Genomic DNA, 22,967 nt, shown 5'->3' with positions numbered 1-22,967 from the left:
GCCCAGCGTAGACCTCCGCACCCACCGGTGCGACTAGGCTTGGGGTCCATGCAGCACCGATTCTTTGAAGTAGATGTCTTCGCCACTGGTCCGTTCAGCGGAAATCCCCTCGCCGTGGTCGCGGATGCCGATGACTTGAGCACCGAAGAGATGCAGCGCATCGCGCACTGGACCAATTTCTCTGAGACGACGTTCCTGTGCTCGCCTACGGATCCACGCGCGGACTACCGGGTGAGGATCTTTACCCCCTACGAAGAGTTTCCTTTCGCCGGCCACCCCACGCTGGGCACCGCCCGGGTGGCAGCAGAGCTGCTTGAAAAAAGCGGCACCTTAATTCAGGAATGCGGTGTAGGCCTGGTCACCGTGCGCCAGGAGGACGGACGCTTCGCCTTCGCTACCCCACCCTTGGTGCGCGAGGGGGCTCTCAGCGATGCCGAACGAGCCGATGCAGCTGCAGTTCTCGGAGTTGACGTCGACCGCATCGTTGACTCCGGCTGGGTAGACAACGGCCCCGGATGGCGCCTCATCCAGCTGGATTCCGCCGAGGCAGTACGCGAACTCAACCCCACACCCACGCCTGGCGTGAAGGTCGGCGTGGTCGGCCTCACCGGTGGTGATGCCCCCGCGTATGAAGTACGAGCCATTACCGGGCACTTCGAGGATCCCGTCACCGGGTCCTTCAACGGCGGGGCTGCCCAATTCCTCCGCGCCAAGAATGCAGTTCCTGCTCGCTACACCGCGGCCCAAGGTCGCCAGGTAGGACGCGCTGGTCGAGTCTTCATCGATGACGACGGCGGGAACATCTGGGTGGGCGGCAACGTCCACGTGCGCGTTCGCGGCACTCTGGAGTCCTGCGATGCCTAAACCTTCCCTTCCCTTCGAGCTGCACACTGAGTTCGCCCACCGCCTGCCCCACTTCGTCTCCGAGGCCCGAGGGGAGGAACAGCCCGCGGCGCGGATCGTGGTGCTCAATGAACAGCTGGCTTCTGCGCTCGGGCTCGACCCAGACTGGCTGCGCAGCGACGAAGGCGTGGAGTTTCTCCTCGGCCGCGGCCCCATCGCTCCCCACGCCATGGCCTACGCCGGCTTTCAGTTCGGGCAGTACAACCCATCCATGGGTGATGGCCGCGCTCTCCTACTGGGAGAGGTCACAGGCCCCACCGCTCCCCATAACCCGGCAGGTCTGTGGGATCTGCACGCCAAGGGGACGGGACCCACACCGTACTCGCGCTTCGGCTCTGATGGTCGTGGCACACTGCGCTCGATGCTGCGCGAGTATCTCTTCTCCGAGTCGATGCATGCCCTGGGGGTACCCACTACTCGGCCCCTCGCGGTCCTTGCCACCGGCCGCCCCATTCAACGCCAAGTGGTGGAGGAGGCGGGCGTGCTGGTGCGCGTGGCCGCAAGCCACATTCGCGTCGGCTCCTTTCACTTCGCCGCGCAGTCTCAGCGGCCCGGATTGCTCGAACAGCTCGCTGACTACACCATTGAACGCCACTACCCCGGTGCCGACTATCAGGAATTGTTCATCCGTGCCATGGATGCGCAAGCCGCTACGGTCGCCGGATGGATGCAGCTGGGCTTTATCCACGGCGTGATGAATACGGATAACACCACGCTATCGGGCGAGACCATCGACTACGGCCCCTGCGCATTCCTGGAAAACTATGATCCCGATACCTGGTTTAGTTCCATCGATACGCAGGGCCGCTACCGCTTTGGCCGCCAGCCCGACATGGTGGGATGGAACCTCGCGCGGCTCGCTGAATCCCTGCTGCCGCTTCTCGACGACTCCCCTGACTCCGCCCTCGCTTGGGCCCAGGAAGCCATCAATTCCTTTGCGGAACGCTTCGAGAAAGCACGGCGAGCCGAAGCACTGCAGCGCTTGCAGATGCCTGAAGAGCTTTTTCGGGACTACAGCACCGCACTCACTGAGGCGAGCCCAGACCTCACTCAGGCCCACCGAGCTCTCGTCAGCGCCGCGGCAGGTACACCGGCAGCCGCTTATGAGGCGTTCGCGGGCACGCAGTTCGTTGACGCCTACTGCGCGAGTGGCCCCGACGTTGCGCGACTCGAGCGAAGCGTGCCGCGTGTGATTCCCCGCCCGCGTCTGGTCGAAGCCGCGCTGGGCGATCTTGATGAGTTCTCCCGCCTTCTCCAGGCCACGACCCACCCCTTCGACCCCGCACCGGACTATGAACAGCCCGGTGGCACGGAGGGGTATCTCACCTACTGCGGCACCTAAGAGCGCAAAATAGAAGGACACACACCACCGCCCCGAGTTCTCCGTAGGAAAGGAAACGGAGTCTCGGGGCGGTGGTGTGTCTCTATCTTTCACTGCCGCGCTCCCGGTCGGTTTCTCAGGCCGACCGCCCCGCGCGGCTGGGGTTCTCTCTATCTCTCGCATGCGCTCTCTCAAACGCACAACATAAGTATGGAGCATCCTCCTTGGCGAAGCGTTCCGATGCACTGGACGCTTCCTGCCAGTTACTGAGAGTTACCTGCGAAGCGAAAAGCGGGACTACTTGGACTCAAGCTGCAGGGTCTTCTGCGTGTACTCCCACATCTCCTCGTAGAGCTTCTTGTCCTTGGAGAGCTTGGTGCCGTAGGACGGAATCATTTCTTGGATCTTATCGCCCCACTGAATCATGTGCTCGCCGAAGCAGCGCTCCAGCAGCTCAATCATGATTGCCGGGGTGATGGAGGCACCCGGGGAAGCGCCGAGCAGGCCGGCGATATTGCCCTCGGGGTTGTTGATGAGGGTGGTACCGAACTCCAAGGAGCCGAATTGCGGTGCACCCGCCGGCTTAATGACCTGGACGCGCTGGCCAGCGATGACGGTCTCCCAATCGGCCGGATCGGCGCTCGGGACGTATTCCTTGAGGGTTTCGACGCGCTTGTCGAAGTCCTTGAGGACCTCGGTCACCAGGTACTTGGTCAGACCAAACTCCTGTGCTGCCACGCCCAGGTAAGAGGTGATGTTGTCGGGACGGATGGACTTGAACAGGTCCAGGTAGGAGCCCTTCTTCAGGAACTTCGGGGACCAGCCACCGTAGGGGCCAAACAGCAGGCCTTCTTCACCGTCGATGACACGGGTGTCCAGGTGCGGCACGGACATCGGCGGAGCACCGACGGCAGCCTTGCCATAGACCTTGGCGTGGTGCTGCTTGACCAGCTCCGGGTTCTTGGAGCGCAGCCACAGGCCAGAGACCGGGAAGCCCGCGAAACCAGAGACCTCACGGACACCTGCCTTGCGCAGCAGATCGAGCGCGTAACCGCCGGCGCCGACGAAGACAAACTTGGCGTGGACAGCTTCGTAATCACCGGTGTGCAGGTTCTTTGCTACCACACGCCACTTGGAACCGTCACGCTTAATATCGACGACCTCGTGGCCGTAGCGGATCTCGGTGCCTGCAGCCTTAGCTGCGGTGAAGAACTGCTTAGCCAGGGCGCCAAAGTTAACGTCAGTACCGGCATCGGTCCACGAGATGGCCACCTTCTGGGAGCCGAAATCGCGGCCCTCAGACATCAGGGGCAGCTTCTCCTGGAAGGTGGCGTCATCATCACTGAACTGCATGTTCGGGAACATGTGATTGTCCTTCAGCGCGTCGAAACGGCGCTTCAGGTAATCCACCTGAATGGAACCCTGCGCGAAGGACACGTGTGGAACCGGGTTAATGAAGGCCTTCGGGTCAGTGAGGATGCCGTTATTGAGCTGGTGGGACCAGAACTGGCGAGAAACCTGGAACTTCTCGTTGATGTTCAGGGCCTTGGAAACGTCAATGCGGCCGTTCTTCTCCGGGGTGTAGTTCAACTCGCACAGTGCAGAGTGGCCCGTACCGGCGTTATTCCACGGGGAGGAGGACTCAAGAGCAGGACCGTCCAAGCGCTCGAACACCATCTGAGTCCAGCTGGGCTCGAGTTCACGCAGCATGGCGCCGAGGGTGGCGCTCATGATACCTGCACCAATGAGTGCGACCTCAACCTCGTCTACTACTTGTGCTGTCTTCTTATCGGAGGACACTGTACTTATTACCTCTTAGAGTCGATGTATTCGATGTGGTCAAATGCCCTGCGCATGTGGGTGCGCAGGGCGCGGTGAGAAAGCGCTCGACGATGCTAAGGCCAAGCCGGCATACAGACCTCCACTCAGGAAGATCCGTCAAGCATTAATTCCACCTTACGCCCCTTCCTGCGAAATAGGCATTCCTCGAAACATAAATGCCCGAATCCCAAACCACCCCCCCTTTTGAGGTGCAGGGCATATCAGCTCAGCTCCCCGCCCATCCGGACGGATCTGACCGCACGACCTATCATGAGCTCCATGACATTTGACAAACTCGAATGGTCAGAAGATCTTCTCGGCCCAGACTTTCAGGCTGCCACGCTCGAACTCGGCACCGATCCCGATGGTGAAGGCGATGTCTGCGCGACTCTCGTGCGCTACTGCCCCGCCGCCAACGCCCACGACGATCGCCCCGCCCTAGTGTGGGTCCACGGCATGACAGACTACTTCTTCCACGAGCACGTTGCCCGCTACTTCTATGAGCTCGGCTACGCCTTCTATGCAGTCGATTTGCGCAAATGTGGTCGCTCCCGCCAGGAGGGACAAACCTGGCACTACATCAGTGATGTGCAGTATTACGATGCCGACCTCAACGCGGCCCTCGACGCCCTCCCCAACCCACGTGTCGTCATCATGGGACACTCCACCGCCGGCACCATCATCGCTCTGTGGCTTGATCGTCTTCGCCGCCACGACCCCGCGCGTTTCAGCCGTATCGCCGGTGTCGTTTTCAACAGCCCGTGGCTGGCCATGATGGGAATGTCGGACGGCGCTTATGAGGTGGTCAAGCGCATAGTTTATGCCGGCGCTGCTATCGCTCCACGCGTCGAACTACCCGCCGGGGATCTCACCACCTACGGAGAATCCATCCATTCCCACGAACAGGGCGAGTGGGATTTTGATCGCCGCTTGAAACCGCTGGGCGGGCACGCGAAATACTTGGGCTGGGTCGCTGCTGTTTTCCACGGCTTCGACGCCATCCATTCCGGGCGTATCACCATTGGAGTTCCACTGCTGACGATGACCTCGGCGCGCTCGCAACTTGATCAGCCCTATAACGAGTCCTCCAACACGGCCGATGTCGTCGTCGATGTCCGGCAAAGCCAGCGCTGGGCTAAGGAGCTGAGCTCGCGCTACACCCTCCACGTCGTCAAAGATGGCCGCCACGACCTTTTCCTCTCTCGGCCCGAACCGTTGGAGGACGCGCTGAATTCCGCGGCCGAGTGGCTTCGCGTCGTTGCACCGATAAACGCAGAACAGCGTGCTCAATAAGTGTGCGCGCTGCGCGCTCTTCGACCTCCAGAAGCCGCGGCTGTAGAACCTTTAGAATGGTCGCCATGACTTCTGCACAGCACTTTGATCTCGTCATCATTGGCACCGGGTCGGGAAACTCCATCCCCTCCCCCGAGTTTGACGATAAATCTATCGCCATCGTTGAAAAGGGAACCTTCGGAGGTACCTGCCTCAACGTGGGCTGCATCCCTACAAAAATGTACGTCTATGCGGCCGACGTTGCGCTTGCTGCGCGTGAAGCCACGCGCCTTGGCGTCAGCGCCCACGTGGGCGCTGTGGACTGGGAGGGCATTGTCAAGCGCGTCTTCGACAACCGCATTGATCTGATCGCCCAAGGCGGCGAAGAGTACCGCCGCGGCGAGGAGACCCCAAATATTACGGTCTTTGACCAACACGCGCGGTTCATCGGGCCAAAGACCCTGCAGGTGGGCGATGACATTATCACTGGCGACAACATCGTCATCGCTACCGGTTCGCGCCCGGTACTACCTGAACCCTATGCCAGCGCAACTGCCCCGATCCATACCAACGAAGACATCATGCGTTTGGATAAGCAGCCCCGCAGCCTCATCGTTGTCGGCGGCGGCTACATCGCCATGGAGTTCGCCCATGTCTTTGACGGCCTGGGCACCAAGGTGACCGTGGTCAACCGCTCGGAGACATTTCTCCGCTTCCTCGATGAAGACCTGCGCTCACGCTTCAACGACATCCTGCGAGAGCGTCTCGATGTCCGCATTGGTAGCGCGACGGAGGTGGAAGAAACCGCAAACGGTGTGCGCCTCACCTTGGATAACGGTGACGTCCTAGAAGCAGAGGCAATCCTTGTCGCCACCGGCCGCCAGCCTAACGGCGACCAGATGGATCTCTCCGCCAGTGGGATCGAGATACACGAAGACGGGCGCATCAAGGTCGACGAGTACGGCCGCACCACTTGTGAGGGCGTGTGGGCGCTGGGCGACGTCTCCTCGCCCTACATGCTCAAGCACGTCGCCAACGCGGAGCAGCGAGCAGTGCAGCACAACCTGTTGCACCCAGAGGATCTTCAGCCCATGCCCCACAAGCACGTTCCCGCCGCCGTCTTCACTCACCCACAAATTGCGACCGTGGGTCTCACCGAAGCCCAGGCCCGCGAGCAGGGCTACGACGTGACAGTAAAGGTACAGAACTTCGGCGATGTCGCCTATGGCTGGGCCATGGAGGATTCAACGGGCGTCTGCAAGCTCATCGCCGACCGCTCGACCGGTCAGCTCCTCGGCGCTCACCTCATGGGCCCGCAAGCCTCCACGCTCATACAACAGTTAATCACCGCAATGAGCTGCGGCCTCGACATGCGCACGTTCGCCCGTTCACAGTATTGGATCCACCCGGCGTTGCCGGAGGTCGTCGAAAATGCTGTTTTGGGACTAGAGTGGCTAGAGTGATCGTTACAGATAGTTCAGTGATTTATTTCACACTACCATTGAACTAATTTCCCCTTATTTACCTATTGGCATTACAAGGACGCCTTAACACCTGCAACATCACTCAGCCAGCTTTCAGGGTTTAACCCAATTTGGGGGTACCTCTGCCGCTCGCGTAAAAGAACGCTCCAACTAGCGTGCATTTTGACTGACCGTTGGATAGGTTTTATACAGACACCGGAACGAGTCGATGGTCTCTGTCGGCTCAGTGTGTTTTGGGGATACCAAACTCATCCCTATCCCTGTGAATCGAGGCTCCTCCGCCAGGAGGCCTTGCACGTACGACATTAAGGAATTTTGATATGCGTATCCGCAATGCAGCCCTCGCCGGCGCTACCGCTCTCGCAGTTGCCTTCGGCGGCTCCACCGTTGCCACCGCAGCCACCTTCGACGGCTCCAACACCACCGAAGCTGTCGAAGACGCAAAGGGCGGTCAGCCTTACGACAAGCCTGAGGGCTCCCTGTCCTCCAAGGTTGGCGGCTGGTTCAACGTCGACGAGAACGACAACATCGGCACCGAGGCTGACGGCCGTGCCATCTTTGGTTCCTCCAAGTCTGAGCACTGCGATGAGGGCGAAGCTGGCGAGTGCACCACCATCGGCGACCAGCCGACCTGGGCCAAGACCTTCTACGGCGTAGGCGTTGCTAGCGCCGTCGCTTCCATCGCCGGCCTCATCGGCGTGGTCTACAACTTCTTCGTCCACGGCCCGTCCTTCTAAGACGCCCCACACACACTTTCCGAAAGGCTTAAACTTCATGCGTAACTTCCGCACCGCCGCTGTTGCTGCTGCAACCGCCGCCTCCGTTGCTTTCGCTGGCACCTCCGTTGCTTTCGCTGCTGAGAACACCGAGGAAACCTCCCTCTCCTCCGAGCTGTCCTCCGCAAACGAGAAGGTCAAGGAGGACGACAGCGACGCTACCCTGTCCTCCAAGTGGGGCGACGCTACCGAGGGTGACAAGAAGGTCACCGGCGCTGACCTCTTCGGCGAGAACACCGCTGATGACACCACCAACCCGACCTGGGCTAAGGCTTGGCGTGAGGGCACCTACGCTGCTATCGGCTCCGCCATCGCAGGTGCCCTGTTCGCTGCGTACAACTTCGCTGTGTACAACCACATTATCCCGGCACACGTGCTGGACCCGATCTTCCGCCGCTAATTAGTACGCGGACTCGCTGATTAGCTCAGCGCCTTAGAAAGCGCCCATCTCCTTTTACGGAGGTGGGCGCTTTGTCTATCTCCGACCTCTGGCGCAACGGGCGCACGCACCCCCTCCAAACTGACGAAAGTGCTCCGGATCCTTGAAGAATCCGGAGCACTTTCGTCAACAAGGGCAGCTCTATGCGTCTTAAGAGGTACTGTCTTAAGACCGAGCCTTACCGCCTCTTAGGCTAGTCGAGTTCACCAGGCAGGGTAAGGATCTCGTTGCCGTCATCGGTGATAACGATGGTGTGCTCGAACTGGGCGGTGAACTTGCCATCGGTGTTCTGGACGGTCCAGCCGTTGTCCCAAATCTCATAGTCCAGCGATCCCAGGTTGATCATCGGCTCAATGGTCAGCGTCATTCCCGGCTCAAGGATGTCGCGGTAGGTCATCGAGTCGTAGTGCAGCACGACGAGGCCGTTGTGGAAGGTCGGGCCCACACCGTGGCCAGTGAAATCGGTAACCACGTTGTAGCCGAAACGATTGGCATAAGACTCAATAACGCGACCAATAACGTTAATCTCACGGCCGGGCTTCGCCGCCTTGATCCCGCGCATCATCGCTTCCTTCGTGCGCTCCACCAACAGCTTGTGCTCCTCTGAGACATTGCCGGCGAGGAAGGTGGCATTGGTATCGCCGTGCACACCATTCTTGAAGGCAGTGACGTCGATATTGACGATGTCGCCATCCTCAATCACCGTGGTATCCGGGATGCCGTGGCAGACAATCTCATTGAGGGACACGCAGCAGGATTTCGGAAAGCCCAAGTACCCCAGCGTCGACGGGTAGGCACCGTGATCGCACATATACTCGTGCGCAACGCGGTCAATCTCATCCGTGGTCACACCGGGAGCCACAGCCTTTCCGGCTTCCTGCAGAGCGTTGGCCGCGATGCGTGAGGCCTCACGCATGGCCTCAATGACCTCCGGGGTCTGCACAAACGGCTCGCCCTGCGCTTCCTGGACCGTATCCTTCCACACGTACTCTGGGCGTTCGATATCCTTCGGTACCGTGCGGATTGGAGTATCTTTTTCTTGTTTCAGCATCGCGCGCTTAGTCATAACTACTCATGGTAGCCCTCTTCCCCAGCACCCGACAAAGAGCACCATTGGCGCGCTCATGAGCGCGCGCTACTGCTCTTGTGCAGGAGCAACCTCGCCGTGGCCTTCCGCGCGGAGGGCATCCAAACGCTGCAGGAAGTTATCAGTGATGTTGACCGAAATCGTCGAGCCACCGCCCAACACCACGAGTGTGGCAAAAGCAATGTCATCATCGCGGAAGCCGGTAAACCACGCGTGCGAGCCGTCGTTGATTTCTGCCTCACCGGTCTTTCCATAAATGGTTCCCTGTGCCTGCATACCCGCCGCAGTACCGCTCGCCACCACCTGACGCATCATGTCCCGTACCTGATTCAGCGTCTCTTCACTCGGCGCGGGGACCTCCTCGGAAACCTTGGTCTCCCGTGTCTCGATGAGAGTCGGCGTCGGGGTCTTGCCAGCCGCTACCGTCGAAGAAACAAGCGCCATGCCAAAGGGAGAGACAAGGTCAAGGCCCTGGCCATAGCCGGCTTCCGTGCGTTCAAGCGGGGTTTCTCCCTCTGGGATCGAACCGGTAATCGTCGAGAGCCCCGGCACCTCGTAGTCGATGCCCAGCCCGTATTGCTTGCCCACGTCGCGAAGCTCACCCTTGGGGAGGTCGGTCGAGATCTGCGCGAACGTGGTGTTGCAGGATTGTGCAAAGGCTTGGCGCAGCGGTACCGAGCCGAGCGAGAACCCGTTGTAGTTGGTCACGGTGCGCCCGTACAGATCCATGGTGCCCGGGCAGGGCACGATGGAATCTGTGGACAGGCCTTGCTTGTCGACGCCCGCCGAGGCCGTAATAATCTTGAAGACCGATCCGGGAGGGAACTGGCCTTGGAGGGCGATGTCGCCCTTCTTATCTGCTTCCGGGGTTTGCGCCACGGCCAGAATTTCGCCCGTGGAGGGGCGCATGGCCACAATCATGGCCTCGTACCCGGGGTGCAGATTAATGGCTTCTTGCGCAGCACGCTGAACGTCATAATCCAGCGAAACCTTGATGGACGGAGCCGCTTCGGGCTCGTGATACTCGACGTCGGATAGCGCAGCCCCGTGTTCGTTCACGACAGAGACGGACCAACCATTCTTGCCATCGACTTCTTCAGAAACCATGGATCGCACACGGGAGAGGATGTCGGGTGCCAGGCCGGTATCGCGAGTGATGAGCGCCGGCTCCTCATTGAAGCGAATCCCCTTCTGGTTTTCCAGGACGGGACGCAGCCTCGCTGCCTGGGCCTCGTTGAGCATGGTGACCGAGTAGGAGCCATCGATTCCTTCGAGGTTTGTGGCAAGTTCGCCAGAATCAACCTCCGGAATGGAATCATCCTCCCGATGCGCTTGGCTCAAAGCGCCGGAAATCTTAGCTGCCAGCGGACGCGGGTCATCGACAGCGTCGGTATCGACAACAAGGCGGTATTGCAGCCCCGGTGACATCAGCTCGACGCCATCGGAGGAGACCACGCCCGCGCGCTTCGGCGCGACTGAGCGCAGCTCGAGGTGCTGGTGCGCGCCGAGATCGGGGTGAATGATGCTGGGCTGCCAGCGGACAGTCCAGTCCTTGTCCTTGCGAGTCAAGGCCATAGACGTGTCATAGCGGAGGGAACGATTACGCGGCAGAGTCCACGTCACTGAATAGTGCGCGGTGGCCTGAGCCTCTTCCTGATCTACCCCGGTCAGTTCGACGTCGAGGCCCTCTGCTTGCAGGCCCGCGAAGGTGGCGTCAAGGGTGTTCGTGGCGGTCGAGCCATCGTCGATCAGCTGCACCAGCTCTTCGTTGTTGCGAGTTTCCATGCTCTCGAGAAACTCTTCTGCAATTGGGCGTGCGGACACCGGCTTGGGGGTACATCCCACCACAGACGACGCCGCGAAACCTACCGCACCCAGCAGCGCCACGAACCTCTTCATGCTTGGGCAGCGTAGCAGCCTGGGGCGGCGCGGCGGCCACCCCACACCGCAGGCGTGCTACTTGGTAACGCGAACCTCAGCCTTGGCGCCTTCCACGGCCTCCAGGCCCTGTTCTTCTGCCAGGCGCATTGCTTCTTCGATGAGCGTTTCCACGATCTTGGATTCGGGCACGGTCTTGATGACCTCACCCTTGACGAAGATCTGGCCCTTGCCGTTGCCAGAGGCCACACCGAGATCTGCATCGCGGGCCTCGCCCGGGCCGTTCACCACGCAGCCCATAACGGCCACGCGCAGCGGGAATTCCATACCGTCAAGGCCCTCGGTGACCTCGTTGGCCAGCTTGTACACGTCCACCTGTGCGCGACCACAGGACGGGCAGGAGACAATCTCCAGCTTGCGCGGGCGCAAATTGAGGGACTGCAGAATCTGGTCACCGACCTTGATCTCTTCGACCGGGTCCGCGGACAAGGACACGCGGATGGTGTCACCGATGCCTTCGGCAAGCAGGGCACCGAAAGCGACCGAAGACTTGATGGTGCCCTGGAATGCGGGGCCGGCCTCGGTAACGCCGAGGTGCAGCGGGTAGTCGCACTGAGCGGCGAGCTGGCGGTAGGCCTCCACCATGACGACCGGGTCATTGTGCTTTACGGAAATGGCGATATCGCCATAACCGTGCTCCTCGAAGAGCCCGGCCTCCCAGAGTGCAGACTCGACGAGGGCCTCCGGAGTGGCCTTGCCGTACTTCTCCATGATGCGCTTGTCCAGGGAGCCTGCGTTAACGCCAATGCGAATCGGAATACCAGCATCGCCGGCTGCCTTAGCTACCTCCTTGACGCGGCCATCAAATTCCTTGATGTTGCCCGGGTTAACGCGGACAGCGGCACAGCCGGCATCGATGGCGGCGAAGATGTACTTGGGCTGGAAGTGAATATCGGCAATCACCGGGATCGGGGACTTCTGCGCAATTGCTGGCAAAGCCTCCGCATCCACAGTCTTCGGACAAGCTACGCGAACAATATCGCAGCCACTGGCGGTCAGCTGAGCAATCTGCTGAAGGGTGGCGTTGATGTCATGCGTCTTCGTCGTAGTCATCGACTGCACGGAGATGGGGTGGTCAGAGCCCACGCCAACCTGGCCGACCATGAGCTGACGCGTCTTGCGGCGCGGCGCCAAGGTGGGAGGTGGGCCGTCGGGAATACCAAGACCAATAGGGGTCGACATGTGTGCTCCTTGCTAATTGGGTTTTAACGCCCCTACTCTAGCACCGCGCACGACAGCGGGAGCAGGCAGCCAGATCACTAGCCAAACAGCCGAATTGGGTTGACCACGTCCGCAATCATGATGAGCGCACCCACCGCCATAAGAATGAAAGCCAACACATAGGTCACCGGCATGAGCTTGGTGTAATCCGCCGGGCCCTTCGGTTCCTTGCCCATGAGACGGCGCAGGGCATCACGGATCTTTTCGTAGAAAATCACGGCGATGTGACCGCCATCAAAAGGCGGTAGCGGAATGAGGTTGAACAACGCGAGGAAGAAATTGAGGGTGGCCAGCATCATAAAGAAGGAGGACCACAGACTGCGCTCCACCAGCTCGCCGCCCACACGGGAGGCGCCCACCACGGAAATAGGCCCGTTGACATCACGCTCCTGCCCGAAGATAGAAGCCACCACACCCGGAATCTTTGCCGGGAATTGGGCGATGCCCTGGACGGTGGCGTTCAAGGCATATCCCGAGTAGCGCGCGGTGGCCGGGATAGCGTCGACAAAGGAGTAGGTCTCCCTGATATCGATAATCTGGTTGGTCATGCCGATGGCGCCGACCTTCACCAGCTGTCCCTCCGCGTTGAGTCGAGTCACCGTAGCAAGCGTGATATCGAAATCACGCGCTGCACCATCGCGCTCGACGGTGAGGGTGACGGTGTCACCGGGGTAGTTCATGACGGTATCGCGAAGCTGCGCGAAGGAGTCCATAGTCTCGCCGTTGAGCGCGACAACGATATCCCCCGGCTCCACGCCCGCTTCACCGGCTGGGCCCAGGCCCTGGCAGGGTTCTAATTCACCCTCGGCATTCTGGTTCACAGCACAGGAGACCTCCCCTACGCGTGGACGAACATCCGCGTCTGGGTTAGGCAGGCCGGTGGTCATGGCAATGATCAGCAGGATAATGAATCCCAACAGCAGGTTAACCGTGATACCGCCGGCCAGAACGATGATCCGCTGCCACGCCGGCTTCTTATACATGGCATAGGGCTCTTCTTCCTCCGTGAGGAACTCATCCTGCGCCGTCATGCCCGCGATATCGCAAAAGCCACCCACTGGAAAAGCGGCAAGGCCGTATTCGGTGTGGCCACGTGTAAAGGAGGCGACGCGCGGCCCAAAGCCGATAAAGTAGCGCCGCACTCGCATCCCGAAGGCACGGGCGGTGAACATGTGGCCTGCCTCGTGTAGGGCAACGGTGATGCCGATCCCCAAAGCGAAGAGGATAATACCGAGGACATTTGCCATAAACTCTGAGGCTTTCTAACGAGCGAGCGAATCCACCAGCGCGTTCGCGCGACGGCGGGCCTCACCTTCCACAGCGAGGACATCATCGACGCTAGAGGGTACACCAGCGAACTCCGAGGCCTGACCCACGACGTGGCTAACCACGTCAACAATTTCCGGGAAGTGGATGCGACCCGCCAGGAAAGCCGCTGCTGCCTCCTCGTTCGCAGCGTTATATACAGCGGCATGCGTGCCGCCGGCAGCGGCTACCTCGCGGGCAAGGCGAACGGCTGGGAAGGCTTCGTCATCGAGCGGCTCGAAGCGCCAGTCATGAGCGGCGGAAAAGTCCAACGCCGGCTGAGCGCCGGGTACTCGGTGTGGCCAGTCCAGCGCCAACGAGATCGGCAGCTTCATCGACGGCGGGGAACACTGCGCAATCGTGCAGCCATCGGTGAAGGTGGCCATGGAGTGCACGATGGATTGGGGGTGAACGGTGACATCAATAAGGTCCGGGTGGATGTCGAACAGCAAGGTCGCCTCGATGAGCTCAAGGCCCTTATTCACCAAAGTCGCCGAATTCAGGGTGTTCATCTGCCCCATCGACCACGTCGGGTGCTGCGCTGCTTGCTGCGGGGTGACATCCCACATCTCCTCGCGGGTCCACCCGCGGAAAGGACCGCCAGAGGCGGTAAGAACGAGGCGCTCAAGCTCCACACCGCTGCCCGCGCGCAGGCACTGCGCCATGGCGGAATGCTCGGAATCCACCGGAATAATCTGCCCCTCCCCCGCCAAGCGGGTGACGATGGAGCCGCCGGCGACGAGGGATTCTTTGTTCGCCAACGCCAACAGCTCGCCCTTCTCCAAAGTGGCGATGGTGGATGCCAAGCCCATGGATCCAACAAGCGCGTTGAGAACCTTATCCGCATCGATGGCCTTGACAAGTTGTTCTGCGGAGTCTGGGCCCGACAGCACAGCGCCGCCGAGGGCCTCGGAAACGGTGTGGGCCGCCTCAGGCTTAGCGACGGCCACGTGGTCAAACGAAAGGTTGAGAGCGCGGGCCTGCTCTATGACGAGCTGTGGGTTGGACCCACCGGCAGCGATACCCACGACTGTGAATTTATCGGGATTATCCGCGATAACGTCCAGAGCCTGGGTGCCAATCGAGCCAGTAGAGCCGAGAATCAGAATGCGTTGGGTACTCACCCTGTTCACCCTAGCCGGAGTCATAGGTGCTCCGATAGCGAAAGGCGGGGGTGTTTAATCGCGGTTGTCGGCAGGATCATTTAAACTACTACACAGAATAACTGGCATTTTTCGTGCGCTCGCTCGACTCAACTAGTTCTATCCAGGGTGAGCTGCATGTACACGCAAAGGAGAGCAAGTGTCTTCCCACAAGCCGGCATCGCAGGTTTTCGACGGCGTATCCACCGATGACGTCCCGTCCGCAGGTTTCGGTTGGTCCCGCATCAGCCGCTCGGGCGTACAGATCGCCGGTTGGACGTCCGTCGTGTTCCTGCTTGCTTATAACTTTGGTAACCACAAGGGCCACGTGGAGACGATTTGGCTCATCACCTTGGCAGTCCTTATCGCCCTCGGTTTGGTGATTTACGCTCTGCAGCCGAAGCTCTCCCAGGTGCGCACCCTGACCGCCCGTAACAAGCCGGTAGGCCACGAGGAGCCGGACTGGGCATACGAGCAGAAGACCGTTCACAACGTCTACGCTTCTCTGACTGATGATGAGCTGCGTGCCCTCAACATCGAGCCTTCTCGCGTTGCCCACCTTCGTGGTGTGACCGAAGGCCGCCACGCTGCCAAGCCGGTGGCTAACTAACGCTTCTTCGCTTTAAATAAAGCTCCCTTTCTGCAGTTCACGAATGGCCTGCTAAAAGGGAGCTTTGTTTTATCTTTTCGCCCCCTAGGTCACGTAACGGTTGACCACCGCGTAGATTTCCGGGGTTCGCTCCTGCGCTCTGTTTCCGGCAAAGCGCCAGACAACGGCGTAAACCAGCGCCGGGACCAGCAGCGAAACCATCACCGCAACGTAAAGCAGCCAGCCTCCTCGCTCGTAAACGAGGGCAGAAACCACGATGCCGGGCAGCGCGGGCACCCATACCAACAGCATGCCGACGAACGCAGTGAGAAAAGCACCAGCGGAATAGCCAGATTTATCATTCCACCGGTTCTGCCCAGGAGCGGACAAGGGATAAGGGTTAAGCACAGTAAGGCCCAAGCCCACCGCCGCCGTGGAGATAAATACTCCTAGGGCCACAGCTGTGCTCAACATGCCCAAGGTGCCGTCATCACCAAAGACAAGAACCACTACGGCAAGCAGAACAAACCCAATCAAAGGAATAGTCACGTGTGCGAGGTGGCGCGCATGAAGTATGGTGCGCGGGGCAACCGGCGCCACCATGTGGACCCAGTTCGATGGCCCATCGAAGCCATAATCATTAGCCAAGAGCGAAGAGAGCACGATTGCGCTGAAGCACAGCATGAAATAGGCAGCGAAGTCCTCGCCCTTCCACAGCTGATAGAGCGTCACCACGCCGAACAGAGGCATCATGTACAGCATGCCTGTTTGCCGCTTGTCACGGGTGAGATAACGCAACGCGCGGGTATATTCCATCGCCGCCGGGCTGGAATAAGACCACGCGCCCAACTCCAACTTGGATACTCCCTTGCCCGTCACCTCGCTGGCTGCGTCACCACCCGCTCCCGGATTGCGCATAAGGCCGGTTATCTGACGGGACCACCCCCATACCAACAGGCCAAGGCTGGCCACCGCGATGAGCAGTTGGGCTAGGGCGGTGAGGAAGTGGCCGTCGGCAAGCGCGAGCGCCCACCCCACCCCTGCACCAAACGGGGTCCAAGCGCTGGCAGTGCCCACCGTGTTTAACGGCGGCAAAGACTCCAGGACGCTCTGCGCCTGCAGCATGCCAAAGACCAGCAAGCCCATGACCACCATCGCCGCGATTTGGGTGCGGGATTTCTGGGAATCCGCGATGGCGGAAGCCACTTGGCCAAGGCATTCGCCGAAGATGATGGTCGTCGCACACGAGAGAACCATGCCGACGACGAAGGGCACTGCGGCCCACCCAGGCCCCGTCAGTATAAGGAAGATGCTGCCGATGATCGCATATACCAGGGAAAAGACAACCGACATGATGGCGCGGGTGGTCAGCAAGCTGGAAAGGAAGAGGCCCGGAAGAACCTCGCGGGGAGTCAGAGGAAGAGCTCCCAGGGTTGTCGGGCTCAACTGGTTCTCCCCCGCCGGCATGAAAAGAGCGAGGAGTACGTAGATGAGCATGCCTCCTGCCACCCCGACGGTCAGCGCTTGGTAACCGTGTCCGGGTGTGGTGATATCGGTATACACCATGAAGGCGAGCGAAACGAGACCGATAGCCCCGTAGAGCAGCATCAACAGCCCCATGATGAGCGTCGACGGGTTGGAGGCAACACTGCGCCACCACAGAGTGCGATGAAGCCTGAACAGAGTGGATGTCATTCGCTATCACCCGCCGCTTGCGAGCGCAGCCACCCAAACTTCGAGGCGTCCAGGTCCCGTCCCCCAACGGCCGCGATGAACAGATCGCTCAGGCTTTGGCCCTGCCGGACATCATCCACGTGGCCTGCGGTGATGACTTGGCCGCCGTTGATGATGGCAACGTGGTCACAAAGCCCCTCAACAAGCTCCATGACGTGCGAAGACAAAATAACCGTGCCGCCACGCGCAGCATAGGCGCGCAGCATCTGCTGGATGAGGCGCCCGGAGACCGGATCCACGGCTTCCAGCGGCTCATCGAGAATGAGCACCTCTGGGTTGTGCAGGACGGCGCCGGCCAAGAGGATCTTTTTGGTCATGCCGGCGGAATAATCCGAGATGCGTTTGTCGGCGGCATCGGAGAGGGAGAGGGCGTCGAGAAGCTCCTGCGCACGGCGCAGCGACTCGGCGCGTTCCAGTTTGTGCAAAGCACCGAGGTAGTGCAAATACTCCGCGCCCGTCAGGCGGTCGAAGACCGGTGCCCCATCCATGAGCAGACCCATGGCCCGCTTGGCGGGGATGGGATCCTCCCACACATTGTGACCAGCGATGAAGCTGTGGCCAGAATCCGGGCGCTGGAGGCCACAGGCCATGGTCAGCATCGTGGTCTTGCCCGCGCCATTGGGCCCCACTATCCCGTAGATGGAACCACGCGGGACATCCAGGTTGAGGTGGTTGACAGCGATCTGAGAACCAAAGGACTTGCGCAGGTCGCGCACCGCAAGAGCTTGGGTGCGCGGATCAGCGGCTAAGTCCGCACGATAAGGATAAGTCATAAGCATTAACGGTATCAAGAACCATTAATGCTTTGTTCTCCGAAAAACTATCGTTAGGAAACTGTAAGCAGAGCCCTTAAGCGGTCTCGCGCTCATCAGCGGCGAGCTGGCCACAAGCCGCAGCGATTTCATCGCCCTTGGTATCACGCACGGTACACGGCACGCCCTGCGCGATGACGCGGCGAACGAACTCGTCCTGGCGCGCCTTCGGGGCAGCGTCCCACTCCGAACCCGGTGTGGGGTTGAGCGGAATGACGTTGACGTGAACCTTAGAGCCCAGTGCCGCATGCAGCTTCCGGCCCAGCATGTCGGCGCGAAAATCCTGATCGTTCTTATCGCGGATCAGCGCATACTCGATGGACACGCGGCGGCCAGACTTGTCGGCGTAGTACTTAGCGGCATCGAGCACCTCCTCGACCGGCCAGCGGTTGTTGACCGGCACGAGAGTATCGCGCAGCTCATCGTCCGGGGTGTGCAGGGACACTGCGAGGGTGCAGGACAAATCCTCATCCGCGAGCTTGCGGATGGCCGGGGCCAGCCCCACCGTCGATACAGTGACGTTGCGCTGGGACAATCCGAAGCCGCTGAGATCAGGTCCGGTAATCTGGCGCACCGCATGAACCACGCGCTTGTAGTTGGCCAGCGGCTCGCCCATGCCCATGAAGACAACGTTGCTTAAGCGCCCGCCTTCCTCTTCCAAAAGGCGAGCAGCGTGCCTAAACTGCTCCACAATTTCCGCGGTGGACAGGTTGCGGTCCAGCCCGCCCTGGCCGGTGGCGCAGAACGGACAGGCCATGCCGCACCCGGCCTGGGAGGAGATACACAGGGTGGCGCGCCCTGGGTAGCGCATGAGCACGGACTCCAGCAGCGTGCCGTCGTGCAAACGCCACAGGGACTTGGTGGTCTCGCCGTCGTCGGTGGAAGTCTGCCGAATGGGTTGCATGAGCGTGGGGAACAAACGCTCCTGGACTGCCTCGCGGGAGGCAGCCGGGATATCCGTCATCTCGGAAACATCGGCGGTGTGGTGGACGTAGTAGTGCTTGGCCAGCTGCTTTGCCCGGAACTTAGGCAGGCCAAGTTCCGCGAGCGCCTCAATGCGCTCGGCCTCGGTCAGGTCCGCGAAGTGCTTCGGGGGTAGCCCGCGGCGCGGAGCGGAGAAATTCAGTTTCAGTGGTTCAGCCATGGTAGAGCCCATTTTCCACGTTTTCAGCCACATTATCCAATCTAGGCTCTGCTGGAGTGGCGAAAGTGACATCTCAACCTATTTAATAGATGCATGACGAATCCAGAAAACTCCCCTGAGGAATTCCGCACCACCGCTCCGGCCGACGAGCCTCTGACCGACCTGTCTGCGGAAACCACTTCCGGTGGCGGTGCGGTGGAGCCGGCTCCGCGCGCAACCGACTATGACAATAAAAATGACGGAAAGGTCAAGGGCTCCTTCGCCGCCAGCACGTGGATTGCCCTCATCGTGGGCTTCTTGCTGCTCATCGTCCTTATCATCTTCATCCTGCAGAACCAGCACCAAGTACCGCTGAACTTCCTTAACTGGTCAGTGCAGTTCCCCGCCGGTGTCACTTACCTCATCTGCGCCATTGCCGGCGCGCTCATTATGGCCCTGGTGGGCGGCTGGCGCATGTTCGAGTTGCGCCGCCAGGTACGCAAGCAAGCGCGCCGGTAAGACCTACGGCGCCAGGGTGGTCAGGAAGCTCATTGCCACCCACGTGACCATCGCGGATGGCAGCATGCCATCCAGGCGGTCCATGATGCCGCCGTGACCGGGCAGCAAGGCAGACATATCCTTGATGCCCAATTCCCGCTTAAACTGAGACTCCACCAAGTCACCGAGAGTGGCGCAGAAAACGAGCCCGAGGCCCATGAGCGCGCCCACCCATGGAGTGTGGTGCAGCAGGAACGCGAAACTCAATGCACCGGTCAGGGTGCCGAAAACTACCGAGCCGGCAAAGCCCTCCCACGACTTCTTGGGGCTCACCGCGGGGGCCATGGGGTGCGATCCAAACATCACGCCGGCGATGAAACCACCGGTGTCTGAGGCGACGACGCAGAGCATAAACACGACAATCGACGCCGCGCCCGAGGCAAAGGGCGTCTCCACCCGCGAAAGCATCGCGGCAAAAGTGCCAAAAAGTGGGATCCAGGTGAGAACGAAAATACCCACGGACATATCGCGCAGATAGTTGATCGGGGGGCGGTGTCTGCCGTTGTGAAAGAGGCGGCCGAACATGAGCGCCAAGACCGCAACCACATAAACCGCGACGAGGCCGGAGGCATTAAGGAACCACGAGACCCACACCATGGCTTGGCCCAGGACGATGAGCAACGTCCGCGGAACGTAGTAGGAGTGCTCCCGCAGCCGAGTAAGAACCTCCCACATGGCTAGGCCCAGCGCTGTGGCTACGACGAGGTACCACACAAGGGGTCCAGCCCACACCGCAAAGACAACGAGCGCACCCAAACCAACACCAACGGCAATCGCCGCGGGCATGTCTCGACCCGCGGAGTTTTTGGGTTTGGGCATTCGGCTCGAGTGCTCAGTGCTCACGCGTGCTCCTCATTCAATCGTGGGGTAAGTCAAGGTCTACACAGAAAAGACCGCCGTGCTGGTCGGTGCCTGGCGCGGCGGCAAGTCAAAACTCTGTGAGTGCGGAGGCTAGACCTCCATGAGCTCTTCTTCCTTGTTGGCTACGAGCTGGTCCACCTGCTCGATGTAGCCGGACGTAATCTTTTCCATCTCCTTCTCGGCGGCGATAACTTCGTCCTCACCCGCGTCGCCATCCTTCTGCAGCTTCTTCAACTGCTCCATAGCACGGCGGCGGATGTTGCGGATAGCAATCTTGCCGTCCTCGCCCTTACTCTTGGCCATCTTGACCATGTCGCGGCGGCGCTCCTCGGTCAGCTGCGGGATGGTCACGCGCAGTACCTGACCGTCGTTCGTCGGGTTCACACCGAGATCCGAATTGCGGATTGCGTTCTCAATCTCATTCATCACGGACTGTTCATAAGGCTTGATGAGCAGCATGCGCGGTTCAGGGACCGAGATGGTGGCCATCTGGGTAATCGGGGTCGGAACCCCGTAGTACTCAGCGACCAAGCCGTTAAACATGGACGGGTTGGCGCGGCCGGTGCGGATGGTGAGCAGCTGCTCACGGGTGTGCTCTACCGAAGCGGTCATGTGCTCTTCAGCTTCGAGCTGGATCTCGTCGATCATGAGGGTTACAACTCCCTTGAAATAGTCAAAAGTTCTGGGAAAGAATTTAGCAGGTCGCAGCCCATTTGTACTAGGACTGAACCAGCGTGCCGATCTTCTCGCCGTTGACGGCACGCTTGATGTTGCCCTCGGTGAGGAGGTTGAAGACCAAAATCGGCATATTGTTGTCCATGCAGAGGCTGAACGCGGTGGCATCGGCCACCTTCAGACCCTTCTCAATAACCTCACGCGGGGTGATTTCGGAATACAGTTCGGCATCCGGGTTGGTCCGGGGGTCGGCCGAATAGACGCCGTCGACTGCCTTGGCCAAGAAGAGGACTTCCGCGCCGATCTCTAGGGCTCGCTGCGCCGCAGTGGTATCGGTGGAGAAGTACGGCATGCCCATTCCGGCGCCGAAGATGACGACGCGGCCCTTTTCCAAGTGGCGGTCGGCACGCAGCGGGAGGTAGGGCTCAGCGATCTGTGCCATGTTGATGGAGGTCTGCACGCGGCAGTCGATGCCCTGCTGTTTGAGAAAGTCCTGCAGCGCCAGGGAGTTCATGACGGTGCCGAGCATGCCCATGTAGTCGGAGCGCGCGCGGTCCATGCCGCGCTGGGAAAGTTCGGCGCCGCGGAAGAAGTTACCGCCGCCGATAACGACGGCGATTTCGGTACCCTGCTGCGCCACCTCGGCAATTTGGCGGGCGACGTTTTCTACCACATCAGGGTCGATGCCGACCTTGCCACCGCCGAACATCTCACCGCCCAGCTTGAGCATGACTCGCTTGTATCCGGTTCGCTTCGGTTCAGGGTTGGTCACGGTCTTCATCGTCTCCTTCACGCATGGCGACGCTTCAGTTAAGCGCTTGAATAATTCTGTTCCATCTTAACCATAGGAAGCCGCTTGCTAATACTCAGCTGCGTGCGAGCCCCACCCTCAGGGGCAGGCTAAAACAGCGAACTCCCTCCCCCACTTCTTTCCTTTGGCCACACGGCGTAGGGAAAAGGAGTGGAGGAGGGAACGGAAGGCAGCCGCCGCACGACATGCGGCCATGACTGCGAAAGCTTCAGAAGCGCTTAGACGCCGACCTCGTAACGGACGAAACCGGTAATGGTGGTGCCAACCTCGTCTGCGACCTGCTTAACGGTCTTCTTGGAGTCAGACAGTGCTGCCTGCTCCAGCAGGACCACGGACTTGTAGAAGCCGTTCAGGCGGCCTTCCACAATCTTCGGCAGGGCAGCCTCCGGCTTGCCCTCCTCACGGGTGGTGGCCTCAGCGATCTCGCGCTCCTTCTCAACGATCTCAGCCGGAACGTCCTCGCGGGTGAGGTACTCAGCGTTCATAGCTGCGATCTGGAGAGCGACTGCGTGAGCGCCTTCTGCGTTGCCCTCGTAGGACACCAGGACACCCACTGCCGGCGGCAGGTCAGCGGAACGCTGGTGCAGGTACACAGCTACGTTGTCACCCTCAATGGTGACGGCACGGCGGGCCTGCAGCTTCTCGCCGGTCTTTGCGGACTCTTCGTCGACGACCTCGGAAACCTTCTTGCCGTCAATCTCCAGGTTGTTGAGTTCCTCACCGGAGTTGACCTTGGCCTCACCAGCAGCCTCAGCGATCTTGGCAGCGAAGGACTTGAAAGCCTCGTTCTTGGCCACGAAGTCGGTCTCGCAGTTGATCTCCACCATCGTGTTGCCGGAGACAGCAATCAGACCCTCAGTTGCCTCACGCTCAGCGCGCTTGGACACGTTCTTTGCGCCCTTGATGCGCAGGTACTCAACGGCCTTGTCGTAGTCACCCTGGGACTCGTCGAGAGCCTTCTTGCAATCGAGCATGCCGGCGCCGGTGGCCTCACGCAATGCCTTTACGTCTGCAGCAGTGTAGTTCGCCATAGTTGGAGCGATCCTCCTTGGATTTAAACGGTATTCGTTGAAATAGCGTAGCTGAATCGCTACC

General features: G+C 60.3%; 21 protein-coding genes. 8 read left to right on the top strand and 13 right to left on the bottom strand.

What is annotated here, in order from left to right; genetic code table 11:
* Positions 1-48: 48 nt before the first annotated feature.
* Both HMPREF2565_RS03205 and HMPREF2565_RS03200 read left to right on the top strand, forming a co-directional pair.
* Entirely contained in the window at positions 49-864 is an 816-nt protein-coding gene (locus HMPREF2565_RS03205) for a PhzF family phenazine biosynthesis protein (RefSeq protein ID WP_070512662.1), read from the top strand.
* Positions 857-2,245 (top strand): protein adenylyltransferase SelO family protein, encoded by a 1,389-nt coding sequence (locus tag HMPREF2565_RS03200; RefSeq protein WP_070512658.1) that lies wholly within the window; start codon positions 857-859, stop codon positions 2,243-2,245. Before HMPREF2565_RS03205 ends, HMPREF2565_RS03200 begins: the two co-directional genes overlap by 8 nt.
* A 276-nt stretch (positions 2,246-2,521) precedes the next feature.
* Here HMPREF2565_RS03200 and mqo read toward each other — a convergent pair whose 3' ends face one another.
* Positions 2,522-4,024: a malate dehydrogenase (quinone) gene (mqo, locus tag HMPREF2565_RS03195; protein WP_070682006.1), complete on the bottom strand. Its 1,503-nt coding sequence runs from the start codon at positions 4,022-4,024 to the stop codon at positions 2,522-2,524.
* A gap of 300 nt (positions 4,025-4,324) precedes the next feature.
* On the opposite strand from mqo, the gene HMPREF2565_RS03190 reads away from it, so the two are divergent.
* From HMPREF2565_RS03190 to HMPREF2565_RS03175, 4 genes are all read left to right on the top strand, one after another.
* Entirely contained in the window at positions 4,325-5,338 is a 1,014-nt protein-coding gene (locus HMPREF2565_RS03190; protein ID WP_070515800.1) for an alpha/beta hydrolase, read from the top strand.
* A gap of 56 nt (positions 5,339-5,394) precedes the next feature.
* The gene (gene mtr, locus HMPREF2565_RS03185) at positions 5,395-6,780 is read left to right on the top strand and encodes a mycothione reductase (RefSeq protein WP_071406864.1); all 1,386 of its coding nucleotides are present in this window, start codon (positions 5,395-5,397) and stop codon (positions 6,778-6,780) included.
* A gap of 341 nt (positions 6,781-7,121) precedes the next feature.
* On the top strand, positions 7,122-7,538 hold the full coding sequence (locus HMPREF2565_RS03180; protein WP_046648066.1) for a hypothetical protein: 417 nt from the start codon (positions 7,122-7,124) through the stop codon (positions 7,536-7,538).
* A gap of 37 nt (positions 7,539-7,575) precedes the next feature.
* Positions 7,576-7,977, top strand: a complete 402-nt coding sequence (locus HMPREF2565_RS03175) for a hypothetical protein (protein ID WP_070512652.1) — start codon at positions 7,576-7,578, stop codon at positions 7,975-7,977.
* Positions 7,978-8,209: 232 nt separating this feature from the next.
* On the opposite strand, the gene map is transcribed toward HMPREF2565_RS03175, so the two are convergent.
* The 5 genes from map to dxr form a co-directional block, all read right to left on the bottom strand.
* Positions 8,210-9,082: a type I methionyl aminopeptidase gene (gene map, locus HMPREF2565_RS03170; protein WP_046648064.1), complete on the bottom strand. Its 873-nt coding sequence runs from the start codon at positions 9,080-9,082 to the stop codon at positions 8,210-8,212.
* 69 nt (positions 9,083-9,151) lie between these two features.
* Entirely contained in the window at positions 9,152-11,002 is a 1,851-nt protein-coding gene (locus HMPREF2565_RS03165; protein ID WP_071406863.1) for a penicillin-binding transpeptidase domain-containing protein, read from the bottom strand.
* Between the two features lie 57 nt (positions 11,003-11,059).
* A complete protein-coding gene (gene ispG / locus HMPREF2565_RS03160; protein WP_070701698.1) occupies positions 11,060-12,223 on the bottom strand; it encodes a flavodoxin-dependent (E)-4-hydroxy-3-methylbut-2-enyl-diphosphate synthase in 1,164 nt (387 codons plus the stop codon).
* A gap of 77 nt (positions 12,224-12,300) precedes the next feature.
* Positions 12,301-13,509 (bottom strand): M50 family metallopeptidase, encoded by a 1,209-nt coding sequence (locus HMPREF2565_RS03155; protein ID WP_071406862.1) that lies wholly within the window; start codon positions 13,507-13,509, stop codon positions 12,301-12,303.
* A 15-nt stretch (positions 13,510-13,524) separates the two neighbouring features.
* Entirely contained in the window at positions 13,525-14,715 is a 1,191-nt protein-coding gene (gene dxr, locus HMPREF2565_RS03150; protein WP_071406861.1) for a 1-deoxy-D-xylulose-5-phosphate reductoisomerase, read from the bottom strand.
* A gap of 154 nt (positions 14,716-14,869) precedes the next feature.
* On the opposite strand from dxr, the gene HMPREF2565_RS03145 reads away from it, so the two are divergent.
* Positions 14,870-15,319: a DUF2631 domain-containing protein gene (locus HMPREF2565_RS03145; protein ID WP_046648059.1), complete on the top strand. Its 450-nt coding sequence runs from the start codon at positions 14,870-14,872 to the stop codon at positions 15,317-15,319.
* An 84-nt stretch (positions 15,320-15,403) separates the two neighbouring features.
* Here the strand turns inward: HMPREF2565_RS03145 and HMPREF2565_RS03140 are convergent, their stop codons facing one another.
* From HMPREF2565_RS03140 to rlmN, 3 genes are all read right to left on the bottom strand, one after another.
* Positions 15,404-16,993, bottom strand: coding sequence for an ABC transporter permease (locus tag HMPREF2565_RS03140; protein ID WP_071406860.1), 1,590 nt, complete (start codon positions 16,991-16,993; stop codon positions 15,404-15,406).
* Positions 16,990-17,811, bottom strand: coding sequence for an ABC transporter ATP-binding protein (locus HMPREF2565_RS03135; RefSeq protein WP_071406859.1), 822 nt, complete (start codon positions 17,809-17,811; stop codon positions 16,990-16,992). The genes HMPREF2565_RS03140 and HMPREF2565_RS03135 overlap by 4 nt, the downstream gene beginning before the upstream one ends.
* A gap of 70 nt (positions 17,812-17,881) precedes the next feature.
* Positions 17,882-18,988: a dual-specificity RNA methyltransferase RlmN gene (gene rlmN / locus HMPREF2565_RS03130; RefSeq protein ID WP_070512717.1), complete on the bottom strand. Its 1,107-nt coding sequence runs from the start codon at positions 18,986-18,988 to the stop codon at positions 17,882-17,884.
* A 93-nt stretch (positions 18,989-19,081) separates the two neighbouring features.
* On the opposite strand from rlmN, the gene HMPREF2565_RS03125 reads away from it, so the two are divergent.
* Positions 19,082-19,486 carry a LapA family protein gene (locus HMPREF2565_RS03125; protein WP_046648056.1) on the top strand — a complete coding sequence of 135 codons (405 nt, stop codon included), beginning with the start codon at positions 19,082-19,084 and terminating at the stop codon, positions 19,484-19,486.
* Between the two features lie 3 nt (positions 19,487-19,489).
* On the opposite strand, the gene HMPREF2565_RS03120 is transcribed toward HMPREF2565_RS03125, so the two are convergent.
* The 4 genes from HMPREF2565_RS03120 to tsf form a co-directional block, all read right to left on the bottom strand.
* The gene (locus HMPREF2565_RS03120; RefSeq protein ID WP_175973262.1) at positions 19,490-20,344 is read right to left on the bottom strand and encodes a phosphatidate cytidylyltransferase; all 855 of its coding nucleotides are present in this window, start codon (positions 20,342-20,344) and stop codon (positions 19,490-19,492) included.
* A 132-nt stretch (positions 20,345-20,476) separates the two neighbouring features.
* Complete coding sequence (frr, locus tag HMPREF2565_RS03115) at positions 20,477-21,034, bottom strand: ribosome recycling factor (RefSeq protein WP_046648055.1); 558 nt, start codon at positions 21,032-21,034, stop codon at positions 20,477-20,479.
* Positions 21,035-21,104: 70 nt separating this feature from the next.
* Positions 21,105-21,842: a UMP kinase gene (pyrH, locus tag HMPREF2565_RS03110; RefSeq protein ID WP_046648054.1), complete on the bottom strand. Its 738-nt coding sequence runs from the start codon at positions 21,840-21,842 to the stop codon at positions 21,105-21,107.
* A gap of 248 nt (positions 21,843-22,090) precedes the next feature.
* A complete protein-coding gene (tsf, locus tag HMPREF2565_RS03105; protein ID WP_070515657.1) occupies positions 22,091-22,903 on the bottom strand; it encodes a translation elongation factor Ts in 813 nt (270 codons plus the stop codon).
* Between the last annotated feature and the right edge of the window lie 64 nt (positions 22,904-22,967).

Source organism: Corynebacterium sp. HMSC072A04 (assembly GCF_001809235.1).
Taxonomy (GTDB): domain Bacteria; phylum Actinomycetota; class Actinomycetes; order Mycobacteriales; family Mycobacteriaceae; genus Corynebacterium; species Corynebacterium hiratae.
The sequence above is the reverse complement of the archived record's forward strand: the minus strand, read 5'-3'. Positions and strand labels throughout refer to the sequence as shown.